The organism is Mucisphaera sp. (assembly GCF_965279675.1).
In the GTDB taxonomy this organism is placed as follows: Bacteria; Planctomycetota; Phycisphaerae; order Phycisphaerales; family Phycisphaeraceae; genus Mucisphaera.
The window spans coordinates 213,721-240,552 of sequence record NZ_CBDIIJ010000002.1; the positions used below are offsets into that span (position 1 = coordinate 213,721).

Annotated in this window: 33 protein-coding genes, 1 tRNA gene and 2 pseudogenes; 3 read left to right on the top strand and 33 right to left on the bottom strand. The window is 61.9% G+C overall.

Annotated elements, in window-relative coordinates:
- The first annotated feature begins 32 nt into the window (after positions 1-32).
- A complete protein-coding gene (locus ACQZAB_RS00830; RefSeq protein WP_428386288.1) occupies positions 33-824 on the top strand; it encodes a glycosyltransferase family 2 protein in 792 nt (263 codons plus the stop codon).
- 8 nt (positions 825-832) lie between these two features.
- Here ACQZAB_RS00830 and ACQZAB_RS00835 read toward each other — a convergent pair whose 3' ends face one another.
- From ACQZAB_RS00835 to holA, 7 genes are read right to left on the bottom strand one after another with little or no spacing between them, the layout of a single operon-like run.
- On the bottom strand, positions 833-2,005 hold the full coding sequence (locus ACQZAB_RS00835) for a glycosyltransferase family 4 protein (protein WP_428386289.1): 1,173 nt from the start codon (positions 2,003-2,005) through the stop codon (positions 833-835).
- A 3-nt stretch (positions 2,006-2,008) separates the two neighbouring features.
- Positions 2,009-3,073, bottom strand: a complete 1,065-nt coding sequence (gene waaF, locus ACQZAB_RS00840; protein WP_428386290.1) for a lipopolysaccharide heptosyltransferase II — start codon at positions 3,071-3,073, stop codon at positions 2,009-2,011.
- Complete coding sequence (locus ACQZAB_RS00845) at positions 3,070-4,173, bottom strand: hypothetical protein (RefSeq protein ID WP_428386291.1); 1,104 nt, start codon at positions 4,171-4,173, stop codon at positions 3,070-3,072. Before ACQZAB_RS00845 ends, waaF begins: the two co-directional genes overlap by 4 nt.
- A 48-nt stretch (positions 4,174-4,221) precedes the next feature.
- On the bottom strand, positions 4,222-4,794 hold the full coding sequence (gene gmk, locus ACQZAB_RS00850) for a guanylate kinase (protein WP_428386292.1): 573 nt from the start codon (positions 4,792-4,794) through the stop codon (positions 4,222-4,224).
- Positions 4,791-5,774 (bottom strand): aspartate carbamoyltransferase catalytic subunit, encoded by a 984-nt coding sequence (locus tag ACQZAB_RS00855; protein ID WP_428386293.1) that lies wholly within the window; start codon positions 5,772-5,774, stop codon positions 4,791-4,793. The genes gmk and ACQZAB_RS00855 overlap by 4 nt, the downstream gene beginning before the upstream one ends.
- A 49-nt stretch (positions 5,775-5,823) precedes the next feature.
- The gene (locus ACQZAB_RS00860) at positions 5,824-6,906 is read right to left on the bottom strand and encodes a hypothetical protein (RefSeq protein WP_428386294.1); all 1,083 of its coding nucleotides are present in this window, start codon (positions 6,904-6,906) and stop codon (positions 5,824-5,826) included.
- A gap of 54 nt (positions 6,907-6,960) precedes the next feature.
- On the bottom strand, positions 6,961-7,965 hold the full coding sequence (gene holA / locus ACQZAB_RS00865; RefSeq protein WP_428386295.1) for a DNA polymerase III subunit delta: 1,005 nt from the start codon (positions 7,963-7,965) through the stop codon (positions 6,961-6,963).
- An 87-nt stretch (positions 7,966-8,052) separates the two neighbouring features.
- Here holA and ACQZAB_RS00870 point away from each other — a divergent pair, with 87 nt between their 5' ends.
- Complete coding sequence (locus ACQZAB_RS00870) at positions 8,053-9,078, top strand: Gfo/Idh/MocA family protein (RefSeq protein WP_428386296.1); 1,026 nt, start codon at positions 8,053-8,055, stop codon at positions 9,076-9,078.
- A gap of 34 nt (positions 9,079-9,112) precedes the next feature.
- On the opposite strand, the gene ACQZAB_RS00875 is transcribed toward ACQZAB_RS00870, so the two are convergent.
- Entirely contained in the window at positions 9,113-11,203 is a 2,091-nt protein-coding gene (locus ACQZAB_RS00875) for an ATP-binding protein (protein ID WP_428386297.1), read from the bottom strand.
- A 219-nt stretch (positions 11,204-11,422) separates the two neighbouring features.
- On the opposite strand from ACQZAB_RS00875, the gene ACQZAB_RS00880 reads away from it, so the two are divergent.
- A tRNA-Glu gene (locus ACQZAB_RS00880) sits at positions 11,423-11,496 on the top strand.
- A 66-nt stretch (positions 11,497-11,562) separates the two neighbouring features.
- On the opposite strand, the gene mgtE is transcribed toward ACQZAB_RS00880, so the two are convergent.
- The 25 genes and pseudogenes from mgtE to rpsS all read right to left on the bottom strand — a co-directional run bounded on the left by mgtE (position 11,563) and on the right by rpsS (position 26,824).
- The gene (gene mgtE, locus ACQZAB_RS00885) at positions 11,563-12,966 is read right to left on the bottom strand and encodes a magnesium transporter (RefSeq protein WP_428386298.1); all 1,404 of its coding nucleotides are present in this window, start codon (positions 12,964-12,966) and stop codon (positions 11,563-11,565) included.
- A 98-nt stretch (positions 12,967-13,064) separates the two neighbouring features.
- Positions 13,065-13,898: a sulfotransferase domain-containing protein gene (locus ACQZAB_RS00890; RefSeq protein WP_428386299.1), complete on the bottom strand. Its 834-nt coding sequence runs from the start codon at positions 13,896-13,898 to the stop codon at positions 13,065-13,067.
- A gap of 120 nt (positions 13,899-14,018) precedes the next feature.
- Entirely contained in the window at positions 14,019-14,657 is a 639-nt protein-coding gene (gene rplQ, locus ACQZAB_RS00895; RefSeq protein ID WP_428386300.1) for a 50S ribosomal protein L17, read from the bottom strand.
- Between the two features lie 162 nt (positions 14,658-14,819).
- The gene (locus ACQZAB_RS00900; protein WP_428390118.1) at positions 14,820-15,845 is read right to left on the bottom strand and encodes a DNA-directed RNA polymerase subunit alpha; all 1,026 of its coding nucleotides are present in this window, start codon (positions 15,843-15,845) and stop codon (positions 14,820-14,822) included.
- A gap of 139 nt (positions 15,846-15,984) precedes the next feature.
- Positions 15,985-16,359 carry a 30S ribosomal protein S11 gene (gene rpsK, locus ACQZAB_RS00905; RefSeq protein WP_428386301.1) on the bottom strand — a complete coding sequence of 125 codons (375 nt, stop codon included), beginning with the start codon at positions 16,357-16,359 and terminating at the stop codon, positions 15,985-15,987.
- 125 nt (positions 16,360-16,484) lie between these two features.
- Complete coding sequence (gene rpsM, locus ACQZAB_RS00910) at positions 16,485-16,868, bottom strand: 30S ribosomal protein S13 (RefSeq protein ID WP_428386302.1); 384 nt, start codon at positions 16,866-16,868, stop codon at positions 16,485-16,487.
- A 25-nt stretch (positions 16,869-16,893) separates the two neighbouring features.
- Positions 16,894-17,007, bottom strand: a complete 114-nt coding sequence (gene rpmJ, locus ACQZAB_RS00915) for a 50S ribosomal protein L36 (protein ID WP_428386303.1) — start codon at positions 17,005-17,007, stop codon at positions 16,894-16,896.
- Between the two features lie 33 nt (positions 17,008-17,040).
- On the bottom strand, positions 17,041-17,256 hold the full coding sequence (infA, locus tag ACQZAB_RS00920) for a translation initiation factor IF-1 (RefSeq protein ID WP_428386304.1): 216 nt from the start codon (positions 17,254-17,256) through the stop codon (positions 17,041-17,043).
- A gap of 119 nt (positions 17,257-17,375) precedes the next feature.
- Positions 17,376-18,146, bottom strand: a complete 771-nt coding sequence (gene map, locus ACQZAB_RS00925) for a type I methionyl aminopeptidase (RefSeq protein WP_428386305.1) — start codon at positions 18,144-18,146, stop codon at positions 17,376-17,378.
- Positions 18,147-18,220: 74 nt separating this feature from the next.
- Positions 18,221-19,681 carry a preprotein translocase subunit SecY gene (secY, locus tag ACQZAB_RS00930; protein WP_428386306.1) on the bottom strand — a complete coding sequence of 487 codons (1,461 nt, stop codon included), beginning with the start codon at positions 19,679-19,681 and terminating at the stop codon, positions 18,221-18,223.
- Between the two features lie 167 nt (positions 19,682-19,848).
- A pseudogene (gene rplO, locus ACQZAB_RS00935) lies at positions 19,849-20,289 on the bottom strand (50S ribosomal protein L15); the annotation flags it as partial.
- 294 nt (positions 20,290-20,583) lie between these two features.
- Positions 20,584-21,075, bottom strand: a pseudogene (gene rpsE, locus ACQZAB_RS00940) (30S ribosomal protein S5); the annotation flags it as partial.
- A gap of 44 nt (positions 21,076-21,119) precedes the next feature.
- Positions 21,120-21,482: a 50S ribosomal protein L18 gene (rplR, locus tag ACQZAB_RS00945; RefSeq protein ID WP_428386307.1), complete on the bottom strand. Its 363-nt coding sequence runs from the start codon at positions 21,480-21,482 to the stop codon at positions 21,120-21,122.
- A gap of 41 nt (positions 21,483-21,523) precedes the next feature.
- A complete protein-coding gene (rplF, locus tag ACQZAB_RS00950) occupies positions 21,524-22,066 on the bottom strand; it encodes a 50S ribosomal protein L6 (RefSeq protein ID WP_428386308.1) in 543 nt (180 codons plus the stop codon).
- 43 nt (positions 22,067-22,109) lie between these two features.
- The gene (gene rpsH / locus ACQZAB_RS00955) at positions 22,110-22,508 is read right to left on the bottom strand and encodes a 30S ribosomal protein S8 (protein WP_428386309.1); all 399 of its coding nucleotides are present in this window, start codon (positions 22,506-22,508) and stop codon (positions 22,110-22,112) included.
- Between the two features lie 57 nt (positions 22,509-22,565).
- Positions 22,566-22,835 carry a 30S ribosomal protein S14 gene (rpsN, locus tag ACQZAB_RS00960; RefSeq protein WP_428386310.1) on the bottom strand — a complete coding sequence of 90 codons (270 nt, stop codon included), beginning with the start codon at positions 22,833-22,835 and terminating at the stop codon, positions 22,566-22,568.
- A 56-nt stretch (positions 22,836-22,891) separates the two neighbouring features.
- A complete protein-coding gene (gene rplE / locus ACQZAB_RS00965) occupies positions 22,892-23,482 on the bottom strand; it encodes a 50S ribosomal protein L5 (RefSeq protein ID WP_428390119.1) in 591 nt (196 codons plus the stop codon).
- 69 nt (positions 23,483-23,551) lie between these two features.
- On the bottom strand, positions 23,552-23,938 hold the full coding sequence (gene rplX / locus ACQZAB_RS00970; protein WP_428386311.1) for a 50S ribosomal protein L24: 387 nt from the start codon (positions 23,936-23,938) through the stop codon (positions 23,552-23,554).
- 66 nt (positions 23,939-24,004) lie between these two features.
- Positions 24,005-24,391 (bottom strand): 50S ribosomal protein L14, encoded by a 387-nt coding sequence (gene rplN, locus ACQZAB_RS00975; protein WP_428386312.1) that lies wholly within the window; start codon positions 24,389-24,391, stop codon positions 24,005-24,007.
- Positions 24,392-24,439: 48 nt separating this feature from the next.
- Positions 24,440-24,724: a 30S ribosomal protein S17 gene (rpsQ, locus tag ACQZAB_RS00980; RefSeq protein WP_428386313.1), complete on the bottom strand. Its 285-nt coding sequence runs from the start codon at positions 24,722-24,724 to the stop codon at positions 24,440-24,442.
- 11 nt (positions 24,725-24,735) lie between these two features.
- The gene (gene rpmC / locus ACQZAB_RS00985) at positions 24,736-24,948 is read right to left on the bottom strand and encodes a 50S ribosomal protein L29 (RefSeq protein WP_428386314.1); all 213 of its coding nucleotides are present in this window, start codon (positions 24,946-24,948) and stop codon (positions 24,736-24,738) included.
- Between the two features lie 28 nt (positions 24,949-24,976).
- Positions 24,977-25,396, bottom strand: coding sequence for a 50S ribosomal protein L16 (gene rplP / locus ACQZAB_RS00990; protein ID WP_428386315.1), 420 nt, complete (start codon positions 25,394-25,396; stop codon positions 24,977-24,979).
- A 26-nt stretch (positions 25,397-25,422) separates the two neighbouring features.
- Complete coding sequence (rpsC, locus tag ACQZAB_RS00995; protein WP_428386316.1) at positions 25,423-26,133, bottom strand: 30S ribosomal protein S3; 711 nt, start codon at positions 26,131-26,133, stop codon at positions 25,423-25,425.
- A 25-nt stretch (positions 26,134-26,158) separates the two neighbouring features.
- Complete coding sequence (gene rplV / locus ACQZAB_RS01000) at positions 26,159-26,497, bottom strand: 50S ribosomal protein L22 (protein WP_428386317.1); 339 nt, start codon at positions 26,495-26,497, stop codon at positions 26,159-26,161.
- Between the two features lie 36 nt (positions 26,498-26,533).
- The gene (rpsS, locus tag ACQZAB_RS01005; RefSeq protein WP_428386318.1) at positions 26,534-26,824 is read right to left on the bottom strand and encodes a 30S ribosomal protein S19; all 291 of its coding nucleotides are present in this window, start codon (positions 26,822-26,824) and stop codon (positions 26,534-26,536) included.
- Positions 26,825-26,832: the final 8 nt, after the last annotated feature.

A 26,832-nucleotide genomic window follows, 5' to 3' on the forward strand; every position in this document is an offset into this window, starting at 1 on the left:
CACGGGGTCATCAGGCGGGTTATGCTGGGGCCATGGCGAGAATCAGTGTCACGATTTGTTGCGCTAACGCGGCGGACACGCTGGCTGATGCGTGTGCTTCGGCGAAGTGGGCCGATGAACTGGTCATCGTGGACTCGGGTTCGCAGGACAACACGCAGGCGATCGCTGAGGCTCACGCGGATGTGTATGTGCAGGAGCCGTGGCGGGGTTATGTCGAGCAGAAGAAGTTTGGCATGACGCTGGCGAGGAACGACTGGGTGTTCATTCTCGATCATGATGAGGAGATCGACGAGAGGCTTGCGGCCGCGATTCAGGAGATGTCCGAGGAAGAACTGGATCGGTATGACGTGCTTCACTGCCGGAGGAAGAACTACATCTATGGGCGTCATGCACGTGGCTGGGATCCCGACTGGCAGAGCCGTCTGATCCATCGGGGGCGAGCGCGGTGGAACGATGACGCGTTGCACGACGATCGACTGCCAACCACTCCGGATCGCCAGAAGAAGCTGACGGGGGCGTTGCTCCACAAGCGCACCAGTTCGGTGGGTTTTGAGGATTACTTCAGTGGGCGTCGGCTGGACGCGCGGCTGCTGATGGTGGCGGAGCAGCAGTACGCCAAGGGCAAGCGGTGCTCGTCGCTGGACCTCATGCTGCGGCCAGGTTTTACGCTGTTCAAACAGCTGATTCTCAAGGGAGCCATACTGGATGGGACGTTTGGGCTGATGGTCGCCCAGAAGACGGCGGTCACGACGCAGCTTAAGTACGCGGCCTTGTGGGCCGTGCAGCATGGTGTTCATCGGAACGAAACGTCGAAGCAGGGTTGAGCTTCACTTCAGCCTGCGGCGGCGATGAGCAGTTGTTCGAGCTGGTCGACGTGATGCTTCATCGAGCAGGCATGCTGGATCGCGGGGGCTGCATCGACGCAGGCTTGTCGGGTGGCCGGGTCGCAGAGGTCACGGATGGTCTGGCTCAGGGCGGGGATATCTTCGGCGTGGTCGATGAGGCGCCCGCGCCAGCCCGGGGTCTGCAGGCCTTGGATGGCGTCGGGTTCGACGAGGTCGGCGGCGCCGTTGGTTCGGGTGGTGATGACAGGGACCGCGGCGAGGAGTGACTCGGCGACGATTTTACTGGCCGGGTCGTAGAAGCTGGGGAGGATTGTGACATCGGCGGCGGCGTAGACGCTGGCCATATCGCTTGTCGATCCGGGCCAGCGGGTCCGAGCGTCGATGCCGAGCTGTTTGGCGAGTCGTTGGAGGCTGGCATCGCGTGGGCAGACCATCACAAGGACAGCCTCTGGGGCTTTGGCTTGAGCAAAGGCGTGGAGGAGTTGCACCGCGCCCTTGCGACGGGGTGCGTGAGCGGGGAAGACAAAGGCGATCTGGTGATTGTCGAGTTGCCAGGCCTGTCGGGTCTGCTGACGGCGTTCGTCCCGGAGGTTGGCATCGAGGACTGGAGCTTCTGCGGCGTTGGGGATCAGGTTGATGCGCTCCGGTGGGACGCCCCGGTCGATGAGTTGCCGCTGCATGTAGCGGCTGATCGCGACCCAGCGATAGACGCTGGCATCGGCGAGCGTCTGCTGTTCGGCGTCACGCATCGCGCGCTGCTTGGAACTCAGCAGGTGTCCTAGACGGCGAGCGAACCTGGAGGTTGTACCGGGCTGCCAGCGCAGAGCCTGGCGGTGTAGTTCGTAATAGATGCCTGCGCGGGGTTCGACGACGCGTGCCGGAGCGAGCGTCGTGACCGAGAGGCTGGTGTCGAAGTCCGGGCCGGCGAGGCGGTGTTTGAGCCAGCTCCGGTAGCGCCAGAGATGACCAGCGGTTTTGAAGCGATCGGCGTTGGCGGCTTCGATGGGCACATCCGGGATGCTGGAGTCTTTGCCGACGGCTCCGCAGAGGAGGGTGGGTTGGTGACCGCGTGCCTGGAGCTGCTGGATGATCTGCTCGGTGGATTTTTCAGCGCCCCCCCTGCCTAACTCGTAACGTTCGATGGTGACGGCAATGCGCATGGTTCAGATACCTGCGGACTTGAAGACGCGGAGCGCTGTTTCAGCGACCTGCTCGACGGTGATCGCTTCCATGGTGCCGGACGTGAAGGTTGGGTAAGGCTCGATCGCGGTCTGGATGCGATCGGGTGCGATCACGTGGTGATCGTGTTTGAAGGGGATGAGGGTCCATTCGGGCCCGGTCGGCCCGAAGAGCGTGACAACCGGTGTTATCACGGCGGCGGCGACGTGCCGGGGGCCGGTGTCGTTGGTCACCAGCAGGCTGGCTCGAGCTATGACGGCTTTGAGCAGGCGGATCGGCCAGCCGGCTTCGGCGAGGTTGACGACATGGGTGCGGGCTTTGGCGACGACTTCGCTGAGGATCGGCTTCTCGGCGGGGGATCCGGTCACGGCGATCACGGAGCCGGTGGATGAAGCGAGTCGGTTGGCGAGACGGGCGTAGCGCTCGGCTGGCCAGCGTTTGGCGGGTTTGCTGGCGCCGGGATTGAGCAGGATGAGTTGCTGGCCCGCGTTGATACCGAGTTCGGCAAGTCGTTCAGCGGTTTCGCGGTGCTGCTGGGGCGTGATCTTGAGCCGCATGGGCGGGATGGGGTGATCGGGTAGTTGCTGTGTTTCGCGGACGAGGCGGAGGTAATAGTCGACGGCGGGCTCGGGCAGCCAGCCGCCAGCCTTGTTCTTTCTGGGCTTAACACGTCGGTTGAGCAGCCAGCCACGGCCGTCGCGGGCGTAGCCGATGCGCTTGGGGATGCAGGCGAGTCGAGCTGCCGCGGCGCTGCGGAAGCTGTTGGGCAACAGGATGACGGTGTCGAAGCGGCCGAGGCGGTAGAGACGGGCTTGAGCACGGATGCCTGCGAGGCCGGGGGTGGTGGGGCGTCCGAGCCAGCGATCGATGCCGTCGAGCGGGCAGAAGAGCGGTCGTAGCGGCCGGGGGACGGAAGCGGTGATCTCCCAGTTGCTCCTGGGAAAGGCTCTTCGTAGGTCGGGGATGAGAGCCGTGGCCATGACGCCATCTCCCAGCCAGGTGGGGAAATCGACAAGCAGGCGTTTGCGAGGGGGCGTTGTGGGCTTCACGCGGATCGCTCGTGGAGCAGCAAGGCGGTGATGGCAGCGAGTTGGACCATGATCCCGCCAAAGGCCCAGCGGAGCAGCAGGTCGGTGTCGCTGGCGGCCATCCAGAGGCCGCCGATGAGGCAGATGGCGGCGATGAGTTGGAGGATCATGGCGAGCATGTGCAGCGGCGCGATTCCCGTGCTGACCGGACGGTGGCTACGGATCTCGCTGAGGATCTGCTTCAGGAGGCGGGCTTCTGAGGTATGTGGGCTATCGACGCTGGACCGCGAGTTCTCGGCGTTTCTCGCTTTCGCAGCTACCGGTTTTGGCTCGGGCGTCGCGGCTGGCTTCGGCGGTTTGGAGATTTGTGGTGGCTGCGGCGCAGGTGTGCTTTCCGGGATCGCCGCTGTCGTGGGGGCAGGCACCTCGGGTGAGGTCGCAGGGGTGTTGCTGACTGCCTGCGCGGAAGCGGCGGCGAGGTCCTTGGGTGCCAGTGGTTCCTCACGAGCACGTTGGATGCGTGCGACGGCGGCGGTGTCCCAGCGGCGTCCACCCAGTTCGGCCTTGTGGATCTCTTCCTGGACCTCGGGCTTACGCTGCTGGGCGACGATGCGGACGGCTTCGACGAGGTTGCCGGAGAGGTAAGCGGGTGCGATCCCGCCTTCGCTGGCTGGCGGGACGATGCCTTCTGCGTGGGGGTCGAGGAGGATGGTGCGCAGGCCCTGCAGGGTGCCTGCTTCGATCTGGTCCTCGTTGACGCCTATGAGCCAGCTTCGGGGGATGTCGATATTGAGGTCGCTGGCGATCTGTTCGAGCGCGAGGCTGACGGACTCGGCCAGTCGGGCTTTCTTCTTGCGGCCGGTCGGTGTCAGCGTGTTGTAGCGGCAGACCTGATCGATCCTCGCGCCGTTGCTGGCTTCTTCGATGAGTCGGCCGATTTCGGCATCCCGGCGGCCATCGTCGCCTGTCTGCGGGGCGAGCATCACCACGCGGTAGCCGAGTCCGCAGATCGAGGCGACCGCGGAGGCAGAGCCCTTGGCGAGTACGGGCGCAGAGATGGCATCGGTGTTGTTTTCGGCGAGCAAGGCGCCGTCGCGTGCTAGGAAAACCGCTGCTCGCATGGTGCCAGAATAGCAGGACGGCTGGCCGCAGGCCGGTGCGGGAGCGAGTCAGCCCTTGCGATCGCGAATGATCTGTTCGGCACGATCCATGGCGGCGGCGAGGTCGTCGTTGGTCACAAAGTGGTCGTAGACCCCGCAGGCGTGGGCCTCGCCGATTTCACGAGTCGCTTCGGCGAAGCGCTTCTGGATCTTCTCTTCGCTCTCGCGTTTGCGTTCGCGCAGGCGTTTGAGCAGCGTGGGTTCATCGGGCGGGAGGATGAAGATGGCCAGGGCCTCGGGGCGTTTGGTCTTGACCTGGATAGCTCCCTGGACATCGATTTCGAGAAAAATGGTTTTGCCTTCTTCAACCGCCTGATCGACAGGGCCCTGTGGGGTGCCGTAGCACTGGCCGAAGACTTCGGCCCACTCAAGGAAATTGCCCTGTTCCAGTTCTTTCTGGAACTGCTCGTGGGTCACGAAGCGGTAGTCGCGGCCATCTTTAACGGTCTGCTCACGTGTGGTCATGGAGACACTGAAGACGCCCTTCAGCCGTTTCTCCATCTCGTGTGCGATGGTGGTTTTCCCAACGCCGCTGGGGCCGGAGATGATGACGATCTGACCGGGTGAGGACGGCGAACTCATGCGGCAACGACTCCGGAGGCTTGACAGACGTGGAGGAGACAGGCCATCCGGACCGCCAGCCCGTGGGTGACCTGTTCAAGAATGGCCGACTGGATGCCATCGGCGACCTCGGCATCGATTTCGAGGCCGCGGTTGATCGGGCCCGGGTGGAGCACCAGCAGGGATGGTTTGGCTCTGGACAATCGCTCGGCGGTCAGGCCGTAGAGCGCGTGGTATTCCCGACGCGAAGGGAACGCAGGGCCCGTGATGCGCTCGAACTGGACCCGAAGCATGTTGACGGCGTCGACATGCGGCAGCACCTCGTCGAGGTTGTGGGCGATCTCGACGCTGTCAGCGGCCAGGCCGGTAGGTACCAGGGTCGGGGGACCGACCAGCACCACGCGGGCGCCGAGGGTGCGGAGCAGATGCAGGTTTGACCTCGCGACGCGGCTGTGGGTGATATCGCCGACGATCGCGACGGTGAGACCCGTGAAATCGAGGTCTGTCAGCCGGTTTAGGCGGGATGCGATGGTGAAGGCATCGAGCAGGCCCTGGGTCGGGTGTTCGTGGCGGCCATCCCCGGCGTTGATCACGGCACAGCGGACGGACTCGGCGACTTTGGCGGCGGCCCCGCTGCGTGGGTGTCGGCAGACGATCACATCGACACCCATGGCCTCGATGTTTCGTGCCGTGTCGATGAGGGTCTCGCCTTTGGAGAGGCTGGAGCCCTTGGCGGAAAAATCGAGGACATCGGCCGACAGCCTGCTGGCCGCGAGGCTGAAGCTGGCTCGCGTGCGGGTGGAGTCTTCGAAAAAGAGGTTGGCGACGACGCAGCCGTTGAGGTCGGGGCGTTTCCAGACGCTGCGACGAGAGACCTCTCCGAAACCGTGAGCGGTGCTGAGCAGCGTTCGGATTTCGTCCGCCTGCAGGCCTCTCAGACCCAGTAGATGGGGCCTGTGCCACGCTGAGACGGTCTGTGAGTCGTTGGCCACGCCGTGCATCTGCTCATCCTAGGGACAAGCCGGTGCCGTGCAACGGGCGATGGATGGGCTAGCGGGCGAGGCTGGTCCGTGACGACGTGGATCGTTCGGTTGAGCGCTCTTCACCGTCGACCAGCGAGCGGTCGGCGACGACGGTGAGATCGATCATGTCCTCGGAGATGGTCTGTCCGATGTTGTCCTTGACCCGGGCCTTGAGCCGGTATTCGCCGACACCCAGGTTAGATGGCAGCCGGATCAGCTGGACCATGAAGAAATCGCGTCGGCGGTTCTTCGAGCGATCAACCACCTCGACCGGCTCCTGGCGCCAGACCATCAGGCCGTCACGGCGTTCGTACAGCCGGACTTCCTGGGTGATGCGGGTATGGTGCCAGCCGTCGCTGATCTCGGTCTGGAAGCCTTCTAGTTCGAGGTAGACGATCATCGGATGCTCACGTCCAGCGAGGAGCCGGCGGGAGTCGAGGGTGTCGTAGACGCCATAGCCCGAAACCGAGGTGCAGAGCTCGATTTTCTGGATGCTCACTGGGCCTTCGTCGATGCCACGCAGGTCGTAGGCGAGCTGGTTGAGATCGAGCATGTGCTCCTCGGCGGCCTGGCGCTCAGCTGCGAGCAGGAGTCGCCTGAGTCTGGAGATTTGCTCTCTTTGCTGGCGACTGAGCAGGCTCATCGAGAGCTCGGGATCAACGGTGGGATCGGTCAGGAGCCAGCCGGAATCGCGAACGGCGTCGAGCATGACGTTGGGAATGGGCCGCTGGGTGCGGAGGGTGCTGGCGGATTCTGCGGGCTGGATACGGCTGTCTGCGAGGGGACGCTCGGCGGGTGCCAGAACTGGCGGCCGTGAACTGGTTTGTGTCTGATCGGCTGCCTGCTCGGGAGCTGAGCCGCCAAGGGCCTTGTGGTCGATCCATCTCACGGCCGGTGGCGGCGGGGACCAGTCTGGTTCGGCCGGCTGCTGGAGGGAGGCCTGCTGCCGCTGGATCATCTGCAGCGCCTCGTTTTGGCGCGCGATCTCTTCGTCGGATGGGATGACCCGGTCCCGCGCCGTTGGCTGCTGCGCCTGACAGCCTGTCAGGGTCGCCAGAAACAGCATCATCAGCCCGCACAGGGCCAGTTTCGAGGTTTGGGGTCCTCTCATGATGCCTCCTTGCATCGTGTTGAGGTGACTCACGATCCGTCAGGGCGTCCTGCCTTACCGTGGAACATCGGCTAAGCGAATGCAAAGGGTTTCGAGATTGCACCTGGCCGTGCCGAACCCGCGTTTCGAGCGGGCATCCGACTCGACCGCCAGGTCGAACAGTCTGGCCGTGGCCTCGGGGTCGAGTCTGGTGGCGATATCTAGAAAAACGCGCTGCTTGGGCCCCCAGAGCTTGAGGCGTTTGGCGATTTCGCCGGCCCCCACACGCCTTGCGGCGTACCGCTGCGCCAGCGAGAGCTTGCGGACGCCATCGGCCACGAAATAGGTCACGAGCACTTCGGGCTGACCGGCCAGGTCGATCAGCTCTGCCGTGGCCTCCAGGGCGTGGCTGGCCCGCCGGCTGGAGAGCGTGGCGAGGGCGGCGTCCTGAGCGATCCAGGCCTGCTCGTCACTGGATTTCCCGACCACGCGCAGGACGTCGTCGGTGGTGATGCGATCGTTTTCGACCATCGCCGTGAGCTTGCCAACTTCCTGATCGAGACGAGCCAGATCGGTGCCCAGTCGCTCGACCAGCATGCTGGCGGCCTCGGGGCGCAGTTCAGCACCGTGTTCGGCCTTGGCTCGGCGGGTCAGCCAGGCAGCAGCTTCGCGGGGGCTCGGCGGTTCGCAGGCCACGATCGCACCGATCTGCTCGATGCGTTTGTCGAGCTTGCCCTTGCGCCAGACCGGCGAACGGAGCACCAGCGTTGCGTGCTCGGAGGGGCTTTCTGCGTAGCGTTCGAGGGCGGAGCGGTGCTCTTTGACAAAGGCCTCCGCTTCCTCAACGACGACCAGCTTGTGCGACTGCATCAGCCCAAAGGTCCGGAGTTCGTCGAAGACGTCAGCCAGGGCGGCGGTGCGGCCGTCGAGGACGATGGGATCGGTTTCGCCATGCTCTGCTTCGATGGCTCTGGTCAGCTCGCGAAGGCGTAGCTGCTGGACGAGTCGTTCCTTGCCATGGAGGACCACCACGCGCTTCCCGGCATCGAGTTCAACCTTGGCTTTCGTCTTACGGGCCATCGACACAGGGTACCAGAGCGATCGCTGACACTCGGGAAATCGCCATCCCTGAGCGTAGGATGAGCCAGAATGATCGAGGAGCCAGCAATGCCAGAGCCTCTACGAGCCACTGTTGTTGGAGCGGGCAACATCACCAAAGCCTGGTTTCCGGCCCTGATCGCGGAAGGCGTGCGGGTGGTCTCGGTGGTGGATCTCGATCTTTCACTCGCTGAGCGAGCGATCGACCACTACGCGCTGGCTGGTGCCAAGGCGTTCGATAGCCAGGAGCGGGCACTGGCTGACATCGGCTCCGACTTCGTGGTGGACCTGACAGTTCCCGGAGCTCATCGGGATGTGACCGTCAGCGCCCTGCGCGCCGGGAGGCACGTGATTGGTGAGAAACCGATGTCCGATCGACTGGATAGCGCCAAGGAGATGGTGCGGGTCGCGGATGAAACCGGCTTGATGCTGATGGTGAGTCAGTCGCGTCGCTGGAACGCGGGGGTGCTCGATGCGTCTGAGGGCGTAGCATCAGGGAAGATTGGGACCCTGAGTTCATTGCGTTGCGATTTCTACCTTCGCGGGTACTTCGATGGTTTCCGAACAACCATGCCACATGTGCTGCTTGGTGATATGGCGATCCATCACTTCGATCTGGCACGGAAGATGAGCGGGGCTGATGCTCTTACGGTGTACGCGCTCGATGACAACCCGAGGGGTTCCTGGGCAGCGGATGGCGTAGCGGCTCACGCTTTGTTCCAGATGGCAGGCGGCGTGACCTTTGTCTACAGCGGGTGCTGGAGCGCACGCGGACGGCATACGTCCTGGGATGGCGATTGGCGGCTGCAGGGCAGCGAGGGCTCGATCGAGTACGCAGGCGACGAGCGTGCCAAGGGCTACCGCAGTGATGGCGACGGATTCACCCCGGAACCCACGGCCATCGATATCCGTGCGGCGCAGCCAGAAGTCCGAGGGCAGCAGGCCGCCTTGCGGGAGATGATCCGATACATCCGAGAGGCTGTTGTGCCCCAGTCGGTAGCCAGCGACAACATTCAGTCGCTGGCCATGGTCTGCGCGGCCATCGAAAGCTGTGAGACGGGTCGGCCTGTCGATGTCCAGGCCATGCTGGACTGAAAACATGGGTGCAACCAGAAAAGTCCAGCGGGAATTAAGCAGCTCGTTGCTTCGAGGCTTCGGCGAGCACCTCGCTACAGATAGCCAGTAACTCGTCGCGTGTGATGGGTTTGGTGGCGTACGCCGTGCAGCCGGCTTGCAGACATTTATCCCGGTCATCAGACATCGCGTGGGCCGTCAGAGCAACGATGGGCAAACGAAAGCCGTCGCCTCGAAGCCTTTCAGCGACCTCGTAGCCATCGACACCCGGCATCTGCATGTCCAGAAGGATCAGATCGAAGGGAGAGTGATTGGAGCCTTCGAAAGCTCTGAGCGCCTGGCCGCCATCATTGGCGACCTCGACCTTCATCCCTGCGTTTTCAAGATGGTGCTGCAGCAGCCTCTGATTGTCCAGGCAGTCTTCGGCCAGAAGCACCCGGGTACCGGACAGGGTTTGTCTGGCGTTGGGCCCGGCCGCTGAGCAGGTGCCGGCAACAGGTGGATCCTGTGTCTGGAGCGGATGGATCGGTAGTCTGACCGTGAAGCGGCTGCCTCTGCCGGGTTCCGAATCCACTTCGATGACACCTCCAAGAAGAGTGACAAACTCTCTGCAGATGGTGAGTCCAAGCCCCGTTCCTGCGGCTCTTCGTGAGCTGGAGAAGTCGACCTGCGTGAACGCATCGAAGACGCGAGCCTGCTCATCATCGGTCATCCCGATGCCCTGGTCGGTGATCTGGAGGACTAGCTGCTCCGGCTGCTTGACGGTGGCATCATCCTTATCGACCCGCAAGAGGATGCTGCCACGCTCCGTAAACTTGATGGCGTTGCCAAGCAGATTCACCAGCACCTGCTTGAGCCTGGTCGGATCGGTGTGGATTCGATGGGGCACGCGCTCGCTGAGATCGACATGGAGTTCCAGGCCTTTGGCTTCGGCCTGGATGGCCATCATCTGGGTGGCTTCGTAGAGAAGCTTGGGCAGGTGCACGTCCTGGGTTTCCAGTCGGAGCTTCTTGGCTTCCACGCGTGAAAGATCGAGGATGTCATCGATGAGCGTCATCAGGTGCTCACCATGCTTGCGGATGGTGGCCACGGCTTGCTCACGGAGTTGGGTACCTTCGCTAGACGGTTTATCCAGCAGGTCTGCGTAGCCGAGGATGGCCGTCATCGGCGTCCGGATCTCATGGCTCATATTGGCCAGGAACTGGCTCTTGCTCCGGCTCGCAAACTGCGCCTGGTCGCGGGCTTTAGCGAGTTCCTGCCGATGAAGGACCTGCTGGGTGATGTCCTGAAACACGCCGATCACATGATCGCAGACACCATCGACCATCTGAGGCATCCCGATGGACCGTACCCAGATCGACTCGCCTTTGCCTGTCATCATGCGCAGCTCAACATCAAAGCCCTCGCCGAGCCTGATAGCACGGTCAACACAGCGTTCGATCACGGGTCGAGCTTCCGGTGCGTAGAAATCGATGGCTGTCCTGAGATCGGGCACGTAATCATCGGGGACGTCGTGGATCTCCCGGACAATGGGCGACCAGACGGGCTTGATCGGATTCAGTTCGAGCCGCCAGCCGCCGATGCGGGCTAGTTTGCCCACCTGATCGAGTAGCTTCTGGCTTTCACGCAGGTTCAGTTCGGCCTGATGCTTGGCGGAGACGTCGGAGACCACACCCAGCAGTCGACGAGGGTTGCCTCGGCTGTCTTGTTCGAGTCTGGCCTGGCAGGAGAGATAGCGTTTGCGCCCATCGGCAAGGTCCACCCTGTAAACCAGGTCGATCGGATGCCCGTGATCGACGGAAGCCTCAAGGGCCTCTGCCACACGCTGCCGGTCGCTGGCATGGATACAGGCAAGGAAGTCAGCCCGCGTGTAAGCCAGGTCCGGGTGAACGCCCAGCTGCTCACAACAGGCTGCGTCCCAGTGCATGAGGTCTTTCTCGATCATCCATGACCAGCTGCCAATGCTGGCCGCACGGGTCGCTTCGATCAGAAGATCGGTTTGTTCGTTATCCCGGTCGGGGTGCTTATGAGCCAGCCAACGCTTCACGCCAAGGGCGAGGCTCAGACCAATCAACAGACCGCCAACCACAGCGGCCGGGCCGAGGAGTGTCCAGTCAGACAGTGCCAGAAGATATGGCTCATGCACACCATGATCATCGGTGAGATCCAGCGGTGCTTCGACTGCTTTGAGTTAACCTCGATCAGTAGGCGGCCGACGGCGGGACCTATAGCGGTGGTAGGGGTTGTGACGGCTATCTGACAGTCGCACGGCGACTAATGATCAAGACAGCCTTAAGGCCCAGAAAATGGACGGGCCAGCTTGGCCGCCACGCCTACTGACGCTAAACTCCCACCTCCGCAAGGCGGCCCCTTCGTCTAGTTGGCCTAGGACACCAGGTTTTCATCCTGGCGACACGGGTTCGAATCCCGTAGGGGTCATTCCTAAGTTTCTTTTTTACAGCGCCTTAGAGAATGAGTCATGTAACCGGGAGAGATCTGTCATGCCTACGACAGGAACTGTGTCGCGAGGAACAGTGCGAAGAAGAACCCGCAGAGGTCGGTGACGGTTGTCAGGATCGGGCCCGAAGCCATCGCGGGATCGATGCCGAGACTCTTGAGGATCAGTGGCACGGTCCCGCCAATCGCCACGGCGATCACGCTGTTGGTGGCCAGTGCGGCACCTACGACGATACCGATCCACACAAATTGATCACCGCGCATCACGTAAGCGATCGTACCGAGCAGCGTACCTAGCAGGATGCCGTTGATCGCACCGACCGTCACCTCCTTCCAGAGGGTGCGGAAGACCTCGCTCGGTTTGACCAGGCCGAGCGCCAACTCGCGCATCGAGACCGCCACCGCCTGATTGCCGGAGCAGCCCGACATGTCGGACAGGATAGGCAGGAAGATCGCCAGGGCGGTGACTTTGGCGATGGTCGGTTCATAGAAGGCCACCACACTCGCCGCGATCAGGTTGAGGACGATGTTCGGTGCCAGAAAAGCCAGTCTGCGCAGAGCGCGTGACCAGGTCGGCATCGACCTCGACTCTTCGCCGGCGATGATGCCGCCGAAACGCAGCAGTGCCTGGCTGGAAGCTTCGCCGATGGCTTCCTCGACGGCGGCTCGGCGAACAACACCCACCAACCGCCCTTCTGCATCGATGACCGGCGCGGCCTGGTAATACTGTGCGTCGAAGAACTGCTCCAGCGATGGCAGGTCGGCGTCATCCTGAACGAACACCGGGGTCTGGATCATGATCTGTTCGATCTTGACATCACCCGGCGTCAGCACGAGGTCTCGCAGACGAACCACACCCTTGAGCTCGCCGGTCTTACCAATGATGTAGACGTACTGGACGTCGTACTCCTGATAGCGCGCGGCATTGGTACGCAGGTCGTCGACCACCTCGCTGACCGACATGTTCTGGAAGAAGGCCAGGTACTCGGTGGCCATCAGCCCGCCAGCGGTTTCCGGGTCATAACTGGTAAGGCGTCTGACCTCGGAGGCCTCCTCCGGATCGAGCTTCGCCAGGATGGCTTCAGCATCCTCGTCATCGAGTTCGCCAATCAGGTCGGCCTGAGCATCGGACGGCAGGGGCTCGACGATCTCCGCAGCCCTGGCTGGCGACACGGCTAGGAGCAACTCTGAAGCCTGTCCCGCGTTAAGTTCCTCGACGAGATAAGCCCCGCACTCCGCAGGCACGAGGTTGATCAGCTTTGAGCGGTCCTCTTCATCCAAACGAGACAGGGCACGCGCCATCTCTCCAACCGGCTGGTCGTAGACGAACCGCTGAAGGTCCTCGACGTCCCCAGTCTCCACCAGCCGGGCAAGCTGGATAGTTGGATCGACCGCTTCGAGTTCATCGACCGATGAACGGCTGGCATCCGGCTGGTGTGGGGTCTCGGCCATGGCTTACCTCTTCAACGATTGTACGGGCAGCAGGCAACTGGCAGGCGCACGCCCCGAAAAAACGATGCGAGCGACGACACATCTCGTGCCTCTAAAAACTAACCAAGACCAACGGGAGAGAAATCAACGCCTCGGTAGTACGAGGCAGCTCGCTGGACACGGCTTCTCTGTTCCATGGTCAGCAACGCTTGGCCTCTCCCGGTACGGCCGACATTGAAGCGCGTATCTCCCGGCTGAAGTTCGGCCAACACCCGTATCACTTTCTCAGGGTCATACGAAACGCCTAGAAAATCGAGTGTTTCCCGCAGAGCTTTGCCCGGGTCCGCTGTCAGGTCCGCGTAATCGAGCCAGTGGATGGCCACCTCACCGCTCCGTTCTGCCTCCCGCCAACTCGCATAGAAACGCAGATACCAGGCCAGATGCAGGTCGATCACCGCATCGATCTGAGCTTCGGGGCTGAGGGCTCGAATACCTTCAGCCAGGCCCGATTTGTCCGGGCGGTCCGACAGGTCTTTGACGATGTGATCACGAGCACTCACGATCACATCAAACAGGTTTCGTGTCTGTACCACGGGCGTGATGTGGAAGGCCCGCAGCAGGGCAAGGTTGGCAGGCGTTGCGCAGACATGGAGTTTGGCGACCCCAGTGCGCAAGAGACAGTCCCTAGCCAGTTGCGGGAGGTAGAGGTCTTGTTCGGGGTTATCGAAGCTGTAGACGACCTGCGTCTGCGGGCGGTCAAGAATCCTAGCGATGGCATTAAACAGCAGCGTCGAGCCTGTTTTGGGATTCGCTGCGATGAGGATTTCCTGATTGGCGGGCAACCCCTTGCGGAGTGCTTCCCCCACGGCCTTGAGCTGCGCCTCCTGATAGAAAGCCTGCTGAAAGAGCTGAAAAACCTGCTGGGGACCGAAGGTGTTGCTGGCTTGGCTCACGGGGTCTCCTCAGATAGACCTCGATCAACAACGGCGTTACACGCGAAACCCAGCCATGAAAAAACCCGGCTGCAAGAGCCGGGTTGATGAGCTTTGCGGGGTTGATCGGAGCCGTCCGGATCAGGACTTCTCTTCTTCGGTCTTCTCGGCTTCTGCCGCCGGAGCTTCTTCAGCGGGTGCCTCAGCGACTTCGGTGGCCGCTTCCGGCTTGGCCTCTTCAGCCGCCTCGTCTGCTTTGCCGCCCTTGCGGAGAGAAGCGGCGAACTCCATGCGCTTGTTGGCCTTGTCACGGCGACGCGAATAGCTGCCGGAGACCTGAGGGCCTTCTTCATCACCCACGAGTTGGAGCACACAGAGCTGGGTACCGTCGCCAATGCGATGACGATCCAGACGAACGATCCGGGTGTAGCCGCCGTCACGGTCAGCGTAGCGGGGAGCGATCTCATCGAAGAGGGTCTTGACGACCTTCGGGCCGCCGACCAGTTCGCCATACTTGTTGCGGGTTAGAGACTCGTCCTCTTCCGAGCGGACCATGATGCGGTCGTTACCGAGCATCGAGATCACTCGGCGACGGGAGGCGAGATCGCCCTTCTTGGCCGCAGAGATGAGCTTCTCAACCAGCGGCTTCACGCTCTTGGCCTTCGGCAGCGTCGTCGTGATCTGACCGTGGGTCAGCAGCGAGACGGCCATGTTTCGGAACATCGACTTGCGGTGGGGTGTGTTGCGGCCGAGTTTGCGGCCTGCGACGCGGTGTCTCATGGTGAACTCCTAATCTGGTGGCCGTTGCGAGAGACGTTCGCTGGGCCAGTCCACTCTCACCAAACCTGGCGAGGCAAGTGGTTCCCGCCGGGGAACCCTGAGCGTCGTGGGCTCAGAAAAAAAAAGAGACACCCGGGTCAACGGGTGTCTCTCATCAATCAATCACTGCGCGGCCGGGACAATCCCCGCGACCTGCTGCTGGACTTCGCTGGGAATATCCATCCCGAGTTCGAGGCCCAGATCTGACAGCTTCCGCTTCACTTCGCGGAGCGAGGTGCGGCCGAAGCTGCGGACCTTGAGCAGGTCGCTCTCGTTCTGAGAAACCAGCTCGACCACGGTCTCGACCTTTGCCGCTTCCAGGCAGTTGCTGGCGCGGACAGAAAGGTCAAGCTCAGTCACAGGCATCTGCAGCTTGCGGACAAGCTCCTCGTCGATACGAGCGGCGGCGGCGGCCGACTCGCTGGCCACGGACTCGCCGATCTCGAAGTACTGCACAAACGGGTTGAGGTGCTTACGCAGGATCTTGGAGGCTTCGACCAGCGCCATTTCGGGCGTGACCGTGCCGTTGGTCCAGATCTCCAGGGTCAGCTTGTCGTAGTTGGTCTTCTGTCCGACACGGGTGTCTTCGACCTTGTAACGCACACGGGTCACGGGCGAGAACACGGCGTCCACGGGGATCACGCCGACTTCCTGCTCATCCACATCGGTGTACTGCTCACTCGCCGGGACGTAACCACGACCCTTCTCGACCCGCAGCTCCATGTCGAAATCGATCTGCTTGGTCAGCGTCGCGAGAACCAGATCCTTGTTGTGGATCGTGACGTTCAGGTCGGCCTCGATCAGTTCGCAAGTGACTTCGCCCGGGCCCTCGGCCTGAAGCCGCATCGCGCGGGATTCTTCGCCTTCGAGAGAAACAATGATGTCCTTGATGTTGAGGATGACGTCGGTGACGTCTTCCTGGACACCCTCAAGCGAGGTGAACTCGTGCGGCGCACCCTTGATCTTGACCGCGGTGACCGCAGATCCTTCAAGGGTCGAAAGCAGGATACGCCGGAGGCTGTTGCCAAGGGTCGTACCAAAACCACGTTCAAACGGCTCGATGGTGAACCGGCCGTAGCGATCGGTGTTGACTTCGTGGTCGGCGACCACACGGTGGGGAAGTTCGAGTCCACGCCAGCGAATACGCATCTGAGGCTCCATGCATGCAGCAGACCAGGGTATGGCAGGGTTTCGGGTTCACGCTGCGATCGCGGCTGCTGGGCCCGTCGATCTCGCTTCTTTCCCGATCCCGATGATCAATTCCAGTTCGAAAAAGCGGCGTCGAAAATCAGACGCGACGCTTCTTGCGGGGGCGACAGCCGTTGTGCGGAACCGCCGTGTGGTCCTCGACAGCGGTGATCTTCAGACCACCCGACTGGAGCGCCGTGATGGCCGACTCACGGCCGGAACCTGCCCCACGAACACGGACTTCCACCTCAACCATCCCGAACTTCCGGGCGGTGGCGGCGGCTTCCTCAGCCGCGCGGGTTGCAGCGAAAGGCGTGCTCTTACGAGAACCCTTGAAACCGACCGTCCCGGCTGAACCCCAGCAGAGGGTCTCGCCGTTGACATCGGTGATGGTCACCAGGGTGTTGTTGAAGGTTGCCTTGATATGGGCAATGCCACGGGTGACATTGCGACGGATCTTCTTGCTCTTGGCCATGCTTGTTCCTCGAAGCTGGTAGCGTCGCCACTCTCCGGAATGGGACCGGCGGGCGACTCACTCGCGAGTGTGTTGGAAATCGGCCGAACTCACGCGAGCCGGCCATGAAAGGGCAGCCGTTCGGCTTACTTCATGCCCTTAACGCCCTTCTTGCCGGCAACCGTACGCTTGCGACCCTTGCGGGTACGGGCGTTGGTCTGCGTCCGCTGACCGCGAACCGGCAGGCCGCGTCGGTGACGCTCGCCACGGTAAGCGCGTATGTCACGGAGGCGGCCGATGTTCTGAGCCACCTGTCGCCTCAGGGCACCCTCGACGACGTAGCTATTTTCGATGATGCCGGCGAGCTGTGCCAACTGGTCCTCGGTGAGGGTGTTGGCCTTGACAGTGCCGTCGATGCCAGATTCCTTGAGAATCAGCTCGGCGTAGTGTGGGCCAATGCCGTAAATGTATCGCAGGGCGATACGGATCTGTTTGTTATCAGGGATATCGGTGCCGGCCAGTCGTGGCATCGCGGGCTCCTAGAAATCGTCGGGCTTAGCCCTGACGCTGCTTGTGCTTGGGGTTGATGCAGATCACACGGATGACGCCTTTGCGCCGGATGATCTTGCAGTTTTCACAGATGCGGCGGATGCTGGAACGAACCTTCATCTCAGTGTCCTTGCGAGCGTGTGTAGCCGGCGATTAGTGCCGGTAGGTGATGCGACCCTTGGTCAGGTCGTAGGGGCTGATGTCAACGGTTACCCGGTCGCCGGGAAGAATACGAATGTAAAACTTTCGCATTTTTCCGGAGATATGGGCGATGATCTCGTGGTCATTCTCCAGCTTCACGCGAAACATCGCGTTGGGCATCGCGTCAAGCACTTCGCCTTCGAGCTGGATAGTTTCTTCCTTGGGCACAAACCCGCCTAACAGCAAAACTCAGGTTACCAGCAGCCGAACGCCGGCTCGCTGTCGACATCCCCTGAGAGAAGTCGAGCCTCATACTGTAGCAAAAATAACGTGCAAGTCGAACCGCCCTACCGGCCATCCGTGAGCACGTCCGCCCCCTGCTCCGTCACCGCGATGGTGTGCTCGTAATGGGCCGCCGGCTTGCGATCAGCGGTCACGACGGTCCAGCCATCGGCCAGGGTCGCGACATCGGCCACGCCAAGGTTGCACATCGGCTCGACGGCGAGCACCATGCCGACTTCCAGCTTGAAGTCGTTACGCAGCAACTGGTTATTGACAAAATTAGGCACCTTGGGGTCTTCGTGGAGCTTCCGGCCGATGCCGTGCCCCACGAAATCCCGAACCACGCCGTACCCCTTCGATTCGGCGTAGCCCTGCATCAACCCCGCCACCTTGCTCCAGCTCTGGCCCGGGCCGATGTTCTCGATGGCGATCTGCAGCACGTGCCGGGTCGCCTCACAGAGCGCCTTGACCTCTGGCTTGACGTTTCCCACCAGAATCGTCGTCGCCGAATCCCCGCACCAGCCGTCCAGATTGACGCCACAATCAACGCCGACGATGTCGCCATCTTCGATCACCCGGTCGCCGGCGATGCCGTGGACCACTTCCTCATTCACGCTGATGCAAAGCGTCGCCGGGAAAGGCGTCGGCCCCGGATAACCCCGGAACAACCCCTTGGCACCGGCCTCGTCGATGATCTTCTGGGCTTCATCGTCAATCGTCTGGGTGGTGACGCCAGGCTGGCAGACCTCCTGACAGCGATCGAGCACCCGGCGCACCACGCGTCCCGCCGCACGCATGCGTTCGATCTGATCGGGTGTTTTGAGGCTGATGCCCATGAACCATCACACCTTAGCCGGGTCAATCAGGCTCTGCCGGCGAGAACAATCAATACCTGCTGGATGACTTCGCCTCAGCGAGCCGTATGGCGTGTCCCGCGGATCCTGGGACCACTCTTACGGCTGCCCGGACCGCCGCCCGAACCCGGCTGCGAAAGGAAGCCCTCGTAGTTACGCATGAGGAGCGTCGCCTCGATGCGCTGGACGAAGTCGAGCATCACACTCACTACGATCAGCAGCCCGGTGCCGCCCAGGTACTGCGTCACGATGAAGGGGATATCAAACAAACCCGCAACCACCGTCGGAATCACCGCGATCACCGCGAGGAAACCGGCACCGACATAAGTGATCCGTTCCATCACGGTCTCGAGGTATTCAGCGGTCCGGGGCCCGGGTCGCAAGCCGGGGATGAAGCTCCCACCATCACGCAGCTGCGTGGCCATCTCTTTCGGCTGGAACTGCACCGTCGTCCAGAAGTAGGCGAAGAAGAAGATCAGCCCGATGAAGGACAGCGTGTAGAGGTAACCCGTGTGCGAGATGAAGTCGCTGGACAGATGGAACCAGACCTGGTTGATCACGTTGCCGATCGTCTGCCAGGTAGTGAGTGTCTGCCCGGGGGCTGCCGCCGTCTGTGCCGGGATGAGATAATTCTCGATCGGTGGCAGCAGAATGGTCGGGAAGATCATCAGCGAACTGGCGAAGATGATCGGCATCACGCCACCGTGATTTACACGAAGCGGCAGGTAACTCCGCTGACCGCCGTAGACCTTCCGGCCGCGGGTGTGCTTGGCCTGCTGGACCGGGATCCGCCGCTGAGCCTGCGTGATCACGATCGCCCCGGCCACCACGACGACGAACGAGACGAGCAGGAAGACGATCGTATCGAACCCGTAGCCGTCGCCGGTCGTCGAGAAGTTGCTCGCGATCAGACCGACCGCACCCGGGATACCCGCGATGATGCCCGCCGTGATGATCAACGAAATACCGTTGCCGATGCCGTACTTGTCGATCTGCTCGCCAAGCCACATCAGAAACATCGTCCCCGAAGTCAGACCGACGACACCGCAAGCCCAGAACAAGAAGGTGCCCGAGTACTCGGCGTAAACCAGCCCGCTGCCTTCGAGGAACCGCAGCCAAGCGAAGGACTGGATCAGACACAGGCAGACCGCGGCGTAACGGGTGTATTCCTGGATCTTCTGCCGGCCGGTCACGCCCTGCTTCTGGAGCTCCTTGAACGACTCCACGCTGGCCGTCAGCAGCTGAAAAATAATCGCCGCCGAAATGTACGGCATGATCCCGAGACCAAAGATAGTCGACTGACCCAGCGCCCCGCCGGTAAAGATCCCAACAAAGCTGATCAGGTTGCCAACAGCGTTGCCCTGAGCGTTGTCGGCCCAGGCCTTGAGTGCTTCCTGATTCACACCCGGCAGCGGGATGAAGAAGCCGATCCGGTAGATTGCGAGCATCCCGAGGGTGAAGGCAATCTTCCAGCGGAGTTCAGGAATCTTCCAGATGTTGGCGAGGGTTCGGAGCATCCGTTCCTGGACGACCTTCCTGGAAACTCGAACCCGGATCAGCGGGCCGAGGTTGGTGAAAAAGCCTCGGCGAGCCCCTCAGGGCTCCGAGTGGCTCAGTCCTGTGCGTTGGCCTCGGTCACTTCCGGCACCGAGTCGCTGACCTTGCCCCGGCTGCGGTGTTCCTGCACCGTCGCCGATCCCCCGGCCTTCGAGATCTTCTCCGAAGCCGATGCGGTGAACTTCGCAGCGGTGACCTGGAGCTTCTTGGTGATCTCGCCATCACCGAGCACCTTGACCGGCAGCTTGGTGCTGCGGATCAGGCCGGCCTTGACGAGGGTTTCAGGGGTGACGGTCTCGCCATCCTCAAAACGCTTCTCAATCGCACTGAGATTCACGATGGTGTAACGCGTCTTGAACGGCGCGTTCGTGAAGCCACGCTTGGCCATACGCCGGAAGAAAGGCATCTGACCGCCTTCGCGGTACGCAGGACTCGAAGCCCCGCTCCGGCTGCCAGCGCCGTTGTGACCACGGCCGCAGGTCTTGCCGCTGCCAGAGCCGATGCCACGGCCCACACGCTTACGATTGCGGTAGGCACCGGCTTTCTCAGTTATGTCGTGAATCATCATGGCTGTCTATCCGTCTCTCTGGCCATCAGCCAGCATTGCTTACTCGCCGTCTTTGGGCTTCTCTTCGGTCGGGGTCTCGCTCTGAGCTTCGGCTGAAGACTCGGCTTCGGGAGCAGCCGCTTCGGCCTTGGGCTCTTCAGCCGGCTTGGCCTCTTCTTTAGGCTCCTCAGCCTTGACCGGCTCGGGAGCCTTCGCCGGCATGGTCGCCGCGATCTTCGCAGCTGCCGCCTGAGCCTTGGCTTCGGCCTTGGCCATCGCCTTCTCGCCGGCTTCGAGCATCTCATCGACGGTGCTCTTCTCGATGGTCACCCCGCGCATGTCCGCGATCTCATCACGCAGTCGCAGCTCACGCAGACCCTCAACAACCGCCTTGCTGAGGTTCTTCTTGTTGGTCGAGCCGAAGCTCTTGGTCAGGCAGTCCTGCACGCCGGCCATCTCCAGCACCGCACGAACCGTGCCACCGGCAATAACACCGGTACCGGGTGCGGCCGGGATCAGACGAACCTTCGACGACAGGAACTTGCCCGTCACCGGGTGCGGGATCGTCCCACCCTTGAGATGCACGCTGAAGAGACTCTTGCGGGCATCCTTCTGGGCCTTCTCGATGGCCGCGGGCACGCCGGGAGCCTTGCCGTAGCCGATGCCGACCGAGCCTCGTCGGTCGCCCACCACCACCAGGGCGGCAAAGCTAAAGCGACGCCCGCCCTTCACCACCGTAGCGGTTCGGAAGATGCCGACGGTCGTCGACTCGAGCGTCTGTCCTGCTTGTTCGATCACTTCAGCCATCGCTGATCATTCCCTGCCGCGCCGAGGCGCTTGACTGTGAAGGTTTAGAACTTCAGGCCCGCCTCGCGAGCACTGTCGGCCAGAGCTTTCACCCTGCCATGGTAACGAAAGCCGTTGCGGTCAAACTGGACCGCGGCCACGCCGGCCGCTTTCGCCTTGTCTGCAATCTCTTTGCCGACGGCCTGAGCCGCGGCGGTGTTCCCGCCATTCTCCGATCGCTGAGCCACCGTACTGGCCGCCGCCAGCGTCTTGCCGGCCATGTCGTCGATGAGCTGGGCGTAGATGTGCTTGCTGCTGCGAAACACACTCAACCGCGGAAACTCCGCCGTGCCTTGGACACGCTTGCGGATGCCAGCCTTTCGCCGTGCCTGCCGCTGCCGCTTGATCTTGATCTGTCGCGAGTTCATCGTTCATGCTCCTGCCGTCACCGGCATGGTCAAAAGCTGTCTTAGTTACCGAACGCCTTGCCGGCCTTGCGGATCACGTGCTCGTCGCTGTACCGAACGCCCTTGCCGTTGTAAGGCTCGGGCTTGCGGTGGTCGCGGATCGCCGCAGCGGTCTGCCCCACCAGCATCTTGTCCGGGCCGCTGACCTTGATCTTCTGCCCATCGACGGCCACTTCGACGCCATCGGGAATCTTGACGACCCGGGTATCCGCATAACCCAGCTTCAGATTGACCTGGCGGCCCTGCACCTGCGCGTTCCAACCCACACCGACGATCTCAAGCTGCTTGCTGAAGCCCTTGGTCACACCCTCGATCATGTTGGCGATCAGGGCACGGGTCAGACCGTGCATCGACTTGGCCGTCCGGCTGTCGTTCTCACGCTCGACGACGACCTGCTTGTTTTCTTCGTCAACCCGCACCGACACCTCGGGGCGATGCGTGAAGGCAAGACGCTTGCCGCTGGACTCCACCACGACCTCGCGGCCGTTTACCGAGACCTTGGCTCCGCCTTCGATGGCGACCGGCTTCTTTCCAATGCGTGACATCGTCGTCTCTCCAAACAGCCCGGCGTCGCCGGGGTGTCGTCATTTACTCAACCGTACAAAGCAACTCGCCGCCAACGTTCTCGGTTCTCGCCTCACGATCCGACAGCACACCCTTCGGCGTGGTCAGGATCGCGATGCCCAGACCGGCCAGCGGGCGGGGAAGATCATCAACCTTGCGGTACACACGGCAGCCGGGCTTGCTCTCACGCTTGAGCAGTTGGATCAGCTGCTCGCCGCGGTCGCCATACTTCAGCTCGATGCGAAGGATGCCTTGACGGCCATCCTCGATCACATCAAAACCAGTGATGTAACCCTCATCACGAAGCACACGGGCAATGCCACGACAGACGTTGCTGTTGCGGCAATCCACCTTGGTGTGACGCGCGCGGGTCGCGTTACGCACTCGGGTCAACATGTCAGCGATCGGGTCGCTCAAGGCCATCGTCGTTCTCCAGGGCTCCAAACCGATGCAATCCGGTCGGCCCGTTGGTTCGTTCGTTTACCAGGAAGCCTTACGCATGCCGGGAATCTTCCCCTCAAGCGCCAACTCGCGGAGCTTGATGCGGGAGATGCGGAACTTGCGATACACCGCGCGACTGCGGCCCGTCAGGGCACAGAGGTTGCGGTGACGTGTTGCACTCGAAGCGCGAGGAAGGGTCTGGAGGGTGGCGTAGTCACCCTCGGCCTTGAGCTGCTTACGCCGCTCGGCATACTTGGCGACCAAAGCCGCCACCTTCTTGTTTCGCTCGATCGTCGATTTCGACGCCATGCCTGCTGCCTTCCACCCGGCACTCTGCCGGGAATCGTTTGCTCTACCTGCTCTGCTTAGTCCTTGGCTGGCTTCTTGAACGGCCAGCCCATCTGCTCCATCAGGAACTTGGATTTCTCGTCGTCGCTCTGCTCAAACACCAGCGTGATGTGCATCCCATGCGTGAATTGGGCACTGGTCATGTCCACCTCGGGGAAGATGCCCTGCTCGTTGATGCCGAAGGAGTAATTCCCACGTCCATCAAAGCTCTTGGGGCTCAAACCACGGAAGTCCTTGATCCGGGGAATGGCCAGCGTCACCAGACGGTCGAGAAACTCCCACATCCGGTCGCCACGCATCGTGACCATCGCTCCCACCTCGTAACCGGCACGCAGCTTGAAGTTCGAAACCGACTTCTTCGCCTTACGCATGACCGGCTTCTGACCGGAAATCACCGTCAGGTCAGAGATCACCTGATCCTTGGCCTTCGCGTTGATCTTGGTGCCTTCGAGCTGCTTACCCAGACCGACGTTGAGCACGATCTTCTGCAGCTTCGGGGTCGCCATCACGTTCTTGATCGCAAACTGCTCGCGGGTCTTCGCCGCGATCTCCTTGGCGTAACGCTCCTTGAGCCGGGGCGTCATGCCTTCGGGAGCCGATGCCTTCATCACCGAGGGGTCGGCAGCCTGCTTGTCTTTGTTCTTCGCCATCGCGATCGTCCTTATCCCTGGGTCCTGTTAGGACCGGGCCTTTCGCAATTCGGGGCCGAGCTGCTCGCCCGTCCGGGCCGCCACTCGGATCTTGCTGCCGTCATCCTTCGTCTCAAAACGCACGCGGGTCGGCTTACCATCCGCCACCGGCGAGACATTCGAGATGTGGATCGGCATCTCTTTCGACACCACCCCGCCACGCGGGTTGGCCTGCGTCGGACGCAGGTGCTTCTTCCGCACATTCACGCCCTCAACCACCACCTGGTCGGCGTCGGGAATCACCCGCAGAACCTTCTTCGGGCGAAGATCACGGGTCTTGCTCACCACGCGCCCGCTGGCGTCGCGGTTGCGGATCCAGGCGCTGTCGCCTGCCGTCACGATCACCATGTCTCCTGAGCGGATGTGCCTGGCCATGGATGGTTCCTTACTTACTGTCAGCCGCCACGCTTACGACGCTGGCGGGTTGTTAACTCAAACGTCTCAGACAACCTCGGAGGCGAGGGAGACGATCTTCATGTACTGCTTCTCACGGAGCTCACGAGCAACGGCACCGAAAATACGCGTGCCCCTCGGCTCACCCTTCTCGTCGATCAGCACGATCGCGTTCTTGTCGAAGCGGATGTAACTGCCGTCGCTCCTGCGAACCGGATAGTTGGTGCGGACAACGACGCCACGCACAATCGTGCCGTCCTTCATGTCGCTGCCGGGAAGGCTCTTCTTCACCGAGCAGACTACCTTGTCGCCAAGCGAAGCCGTCTTCAGGGTCTTACGACCCCGGGCCGTCGAGCCGCCGAGCACTCGGATCACATAAGCGATCTTCGCTCCGGTGTTGTCCGCCACGTCGACGCGTGATTCGGCCTGGATCATGATCAGTACTCCCGAGCCCACGCGGGCTCGCTTTCAAAAAAGTCTTGCTTACTCGGCGTCCGGTGCCGATTCCAGAATTCGCAGCAAACGCCAGCTCTTGGTCTTGCTGTAAGGACGACACGGCGCAATCTCCACGCGGTCACCCGTCTTCGAGGCGTTCTCCTCATCGTGGATGTGGAAACGCAGCTGACGGTGGATGTACTTGCCGTACTTCGGATGGCGGAACTGAAAGTCCACCTCCACGGTGCGCGTCTTGTCCCGCTTATCGCTGGTCACGACACCGATCTTGGTGCCGGTCAACTCACGTTTGGTTGTTTTACTGGCGGTGGTCAAGGCAACCATCCTTACGCTTCAGTGGCCGAGGCGGCCTGTTGCTGGCGTGCTGTCTGTTCGGTCAAAAGCCTGGCGATGTCCTTACGGATCACACCAAACCTACGGGGATTTTCGAGCTTCTCGGTCACCGCCTGGGTGCGGAGCGTAAACAGCTCACGCCGCAGACGCTTCACCTCGTGGGTGATCTCCTCGTTGCTCAATTCGCGGATATCGCTGGCTTTCATGGTCATTCTTTCTGCTTCAACCCGATCATCAGACCGAGGGGCGGCGCTCCACAAAGCGGCAGCGGAACGGCATCTTGTGGGCCACGCGGGTAAACGCCGAGCGGGCCAGGTCCTTGGGCACACCGGTGATCTCGTAGAGGATCGTGCCAGGCTTCACGCAGGCCGCCCAATACTCGGGCTCGGCCTTGCCCTTACCCATTCGTGTTTCCAGAGGCTTCTTGCTGATCGGCTTGTCCGGGAAGACCCGCACGAACAGCTTGCCTTCACGGCTCACGTACTGACGAGCCGCGATGCGGCCGGCCTCGATCTGCCGGGCCGTCAGCCAGCCGCCTTCGGTCACCTGCAGGCCGTAGTCGCCGAAGGCCACGTGGTTGCCACGGGAGGCATTGCCACGCAGCTTGCCGCGCTGCTGCTTGCGAAACTTCACTCTTTTGGGCATCAAGGGCATAGCGTGTCCCTAATTCCTGTTCTGGCTTAGTGCCGGCCTCGGGCACGAGGACGAGCCCCGGCCGCCTTCGACTCGATCTGGTCTTCCGACACTTCGCTGTACTGTCCGTTGTAGATCCACACCTTGACGCCAAGAATGCCGTACGTCGTCCGGCTCTCGGCAAAGCCGTAGTCGATGTTCGACTGCAGCGTCGACAGCGGGATCGCTCCCAACCGGATCTCTTCGGTCCGGCTCATCTCGTGGCCACCCAGGCGACCGCCGAGCTTGATCTTCACGCCCTTGGCACCCGCCGCGATCGCCGCCTCACCCTTCATCTTGATCAGACGACGGAAGCCGGCACGCTTGGCCAGCTGCTCGGCGATGCTCAGCGAAACCAGTTGAGCGTCCTTGTCCGGGTTGTTGACCTCGATGCAGTTGATCGAAACATTACGTCCGGTCAGAGCCTGAAGCTCGCCGGTGAGACGCTCGATCTCGCTGCCCTTCGGGCCGATGACCAGACCCGGCCGAGCCGTCTTAATGACGATCTTCAGCTCTTCACGGGTGCGCTCGATGTGAATGTCGCTGACCGCCGCAAAAGGCGGGGTCTGGTTCAGGGCTTTGTCGCAGAACTGACGGATCTTCTGATCCTCGACCAGCAACTCGCCATACAACGCCTTAGGGGCGTACCAGCGGCTGCGGTGAGGCTCGGTGATCCCGACACGAAACCCAAATGGATGAACTTTCTGTCCCATAGTCATGCTGCCCTGCTTCGGCGGGCGCTCCTTAGGCTTCGGCCTTCTCGTCAACAGTCACGGTGATGTGGCTCGTACGCTTCATGATCGGGTGAGCCCGGCCACGGTCCTTCGGTCGGAACCGCTTGATCGTCGGACCACCATCCACCTTGGCCACCTTGACAAACAAGCGGCGGGTATCAGCCTCGGCCGCATCGGCATTCGCAATCGCCGCGTTCAGGGCCGACTTGACCATCACCGAACCCCGCTTAGGCGACATGGAAAGAATGGTCAGGGCCTCGTCGACCGGGCGACCCTTGATCAGATCAGTGACCAGCTTCGCCTTCTTGGGGCTGATCCGAGCACCGCGATGTACGTTCGTGTAGGGCATCTGTCTTCGCCTTGCTTGCCTTGCTCGTTTCCTGGATTACACACGACCCGCAGCGCGCTGCGCCTTGGTGCCCGCCACGTGTGCCCGGAACGTCCGGGTCGGGCTGAACTCGCCGAGCTTGTGCCCGACCATGTCCTCGGTCACGAAGACGCTGTTGAAGACCTTGCCGTTGTGCACCTGGAAGGTGTGGCCCACAAACTCGGGAACGATCGTGCAGGCACGCGCCCAGGTCTTGATCGGCTCGTGCTTGCCCATCTGGTTCTGCTGCTCGACCTTCCGGTAGAGCTTGAAGTCCACGTGAGGACCTTTTTTCAGTGATCGTGCCATCGTTGAGG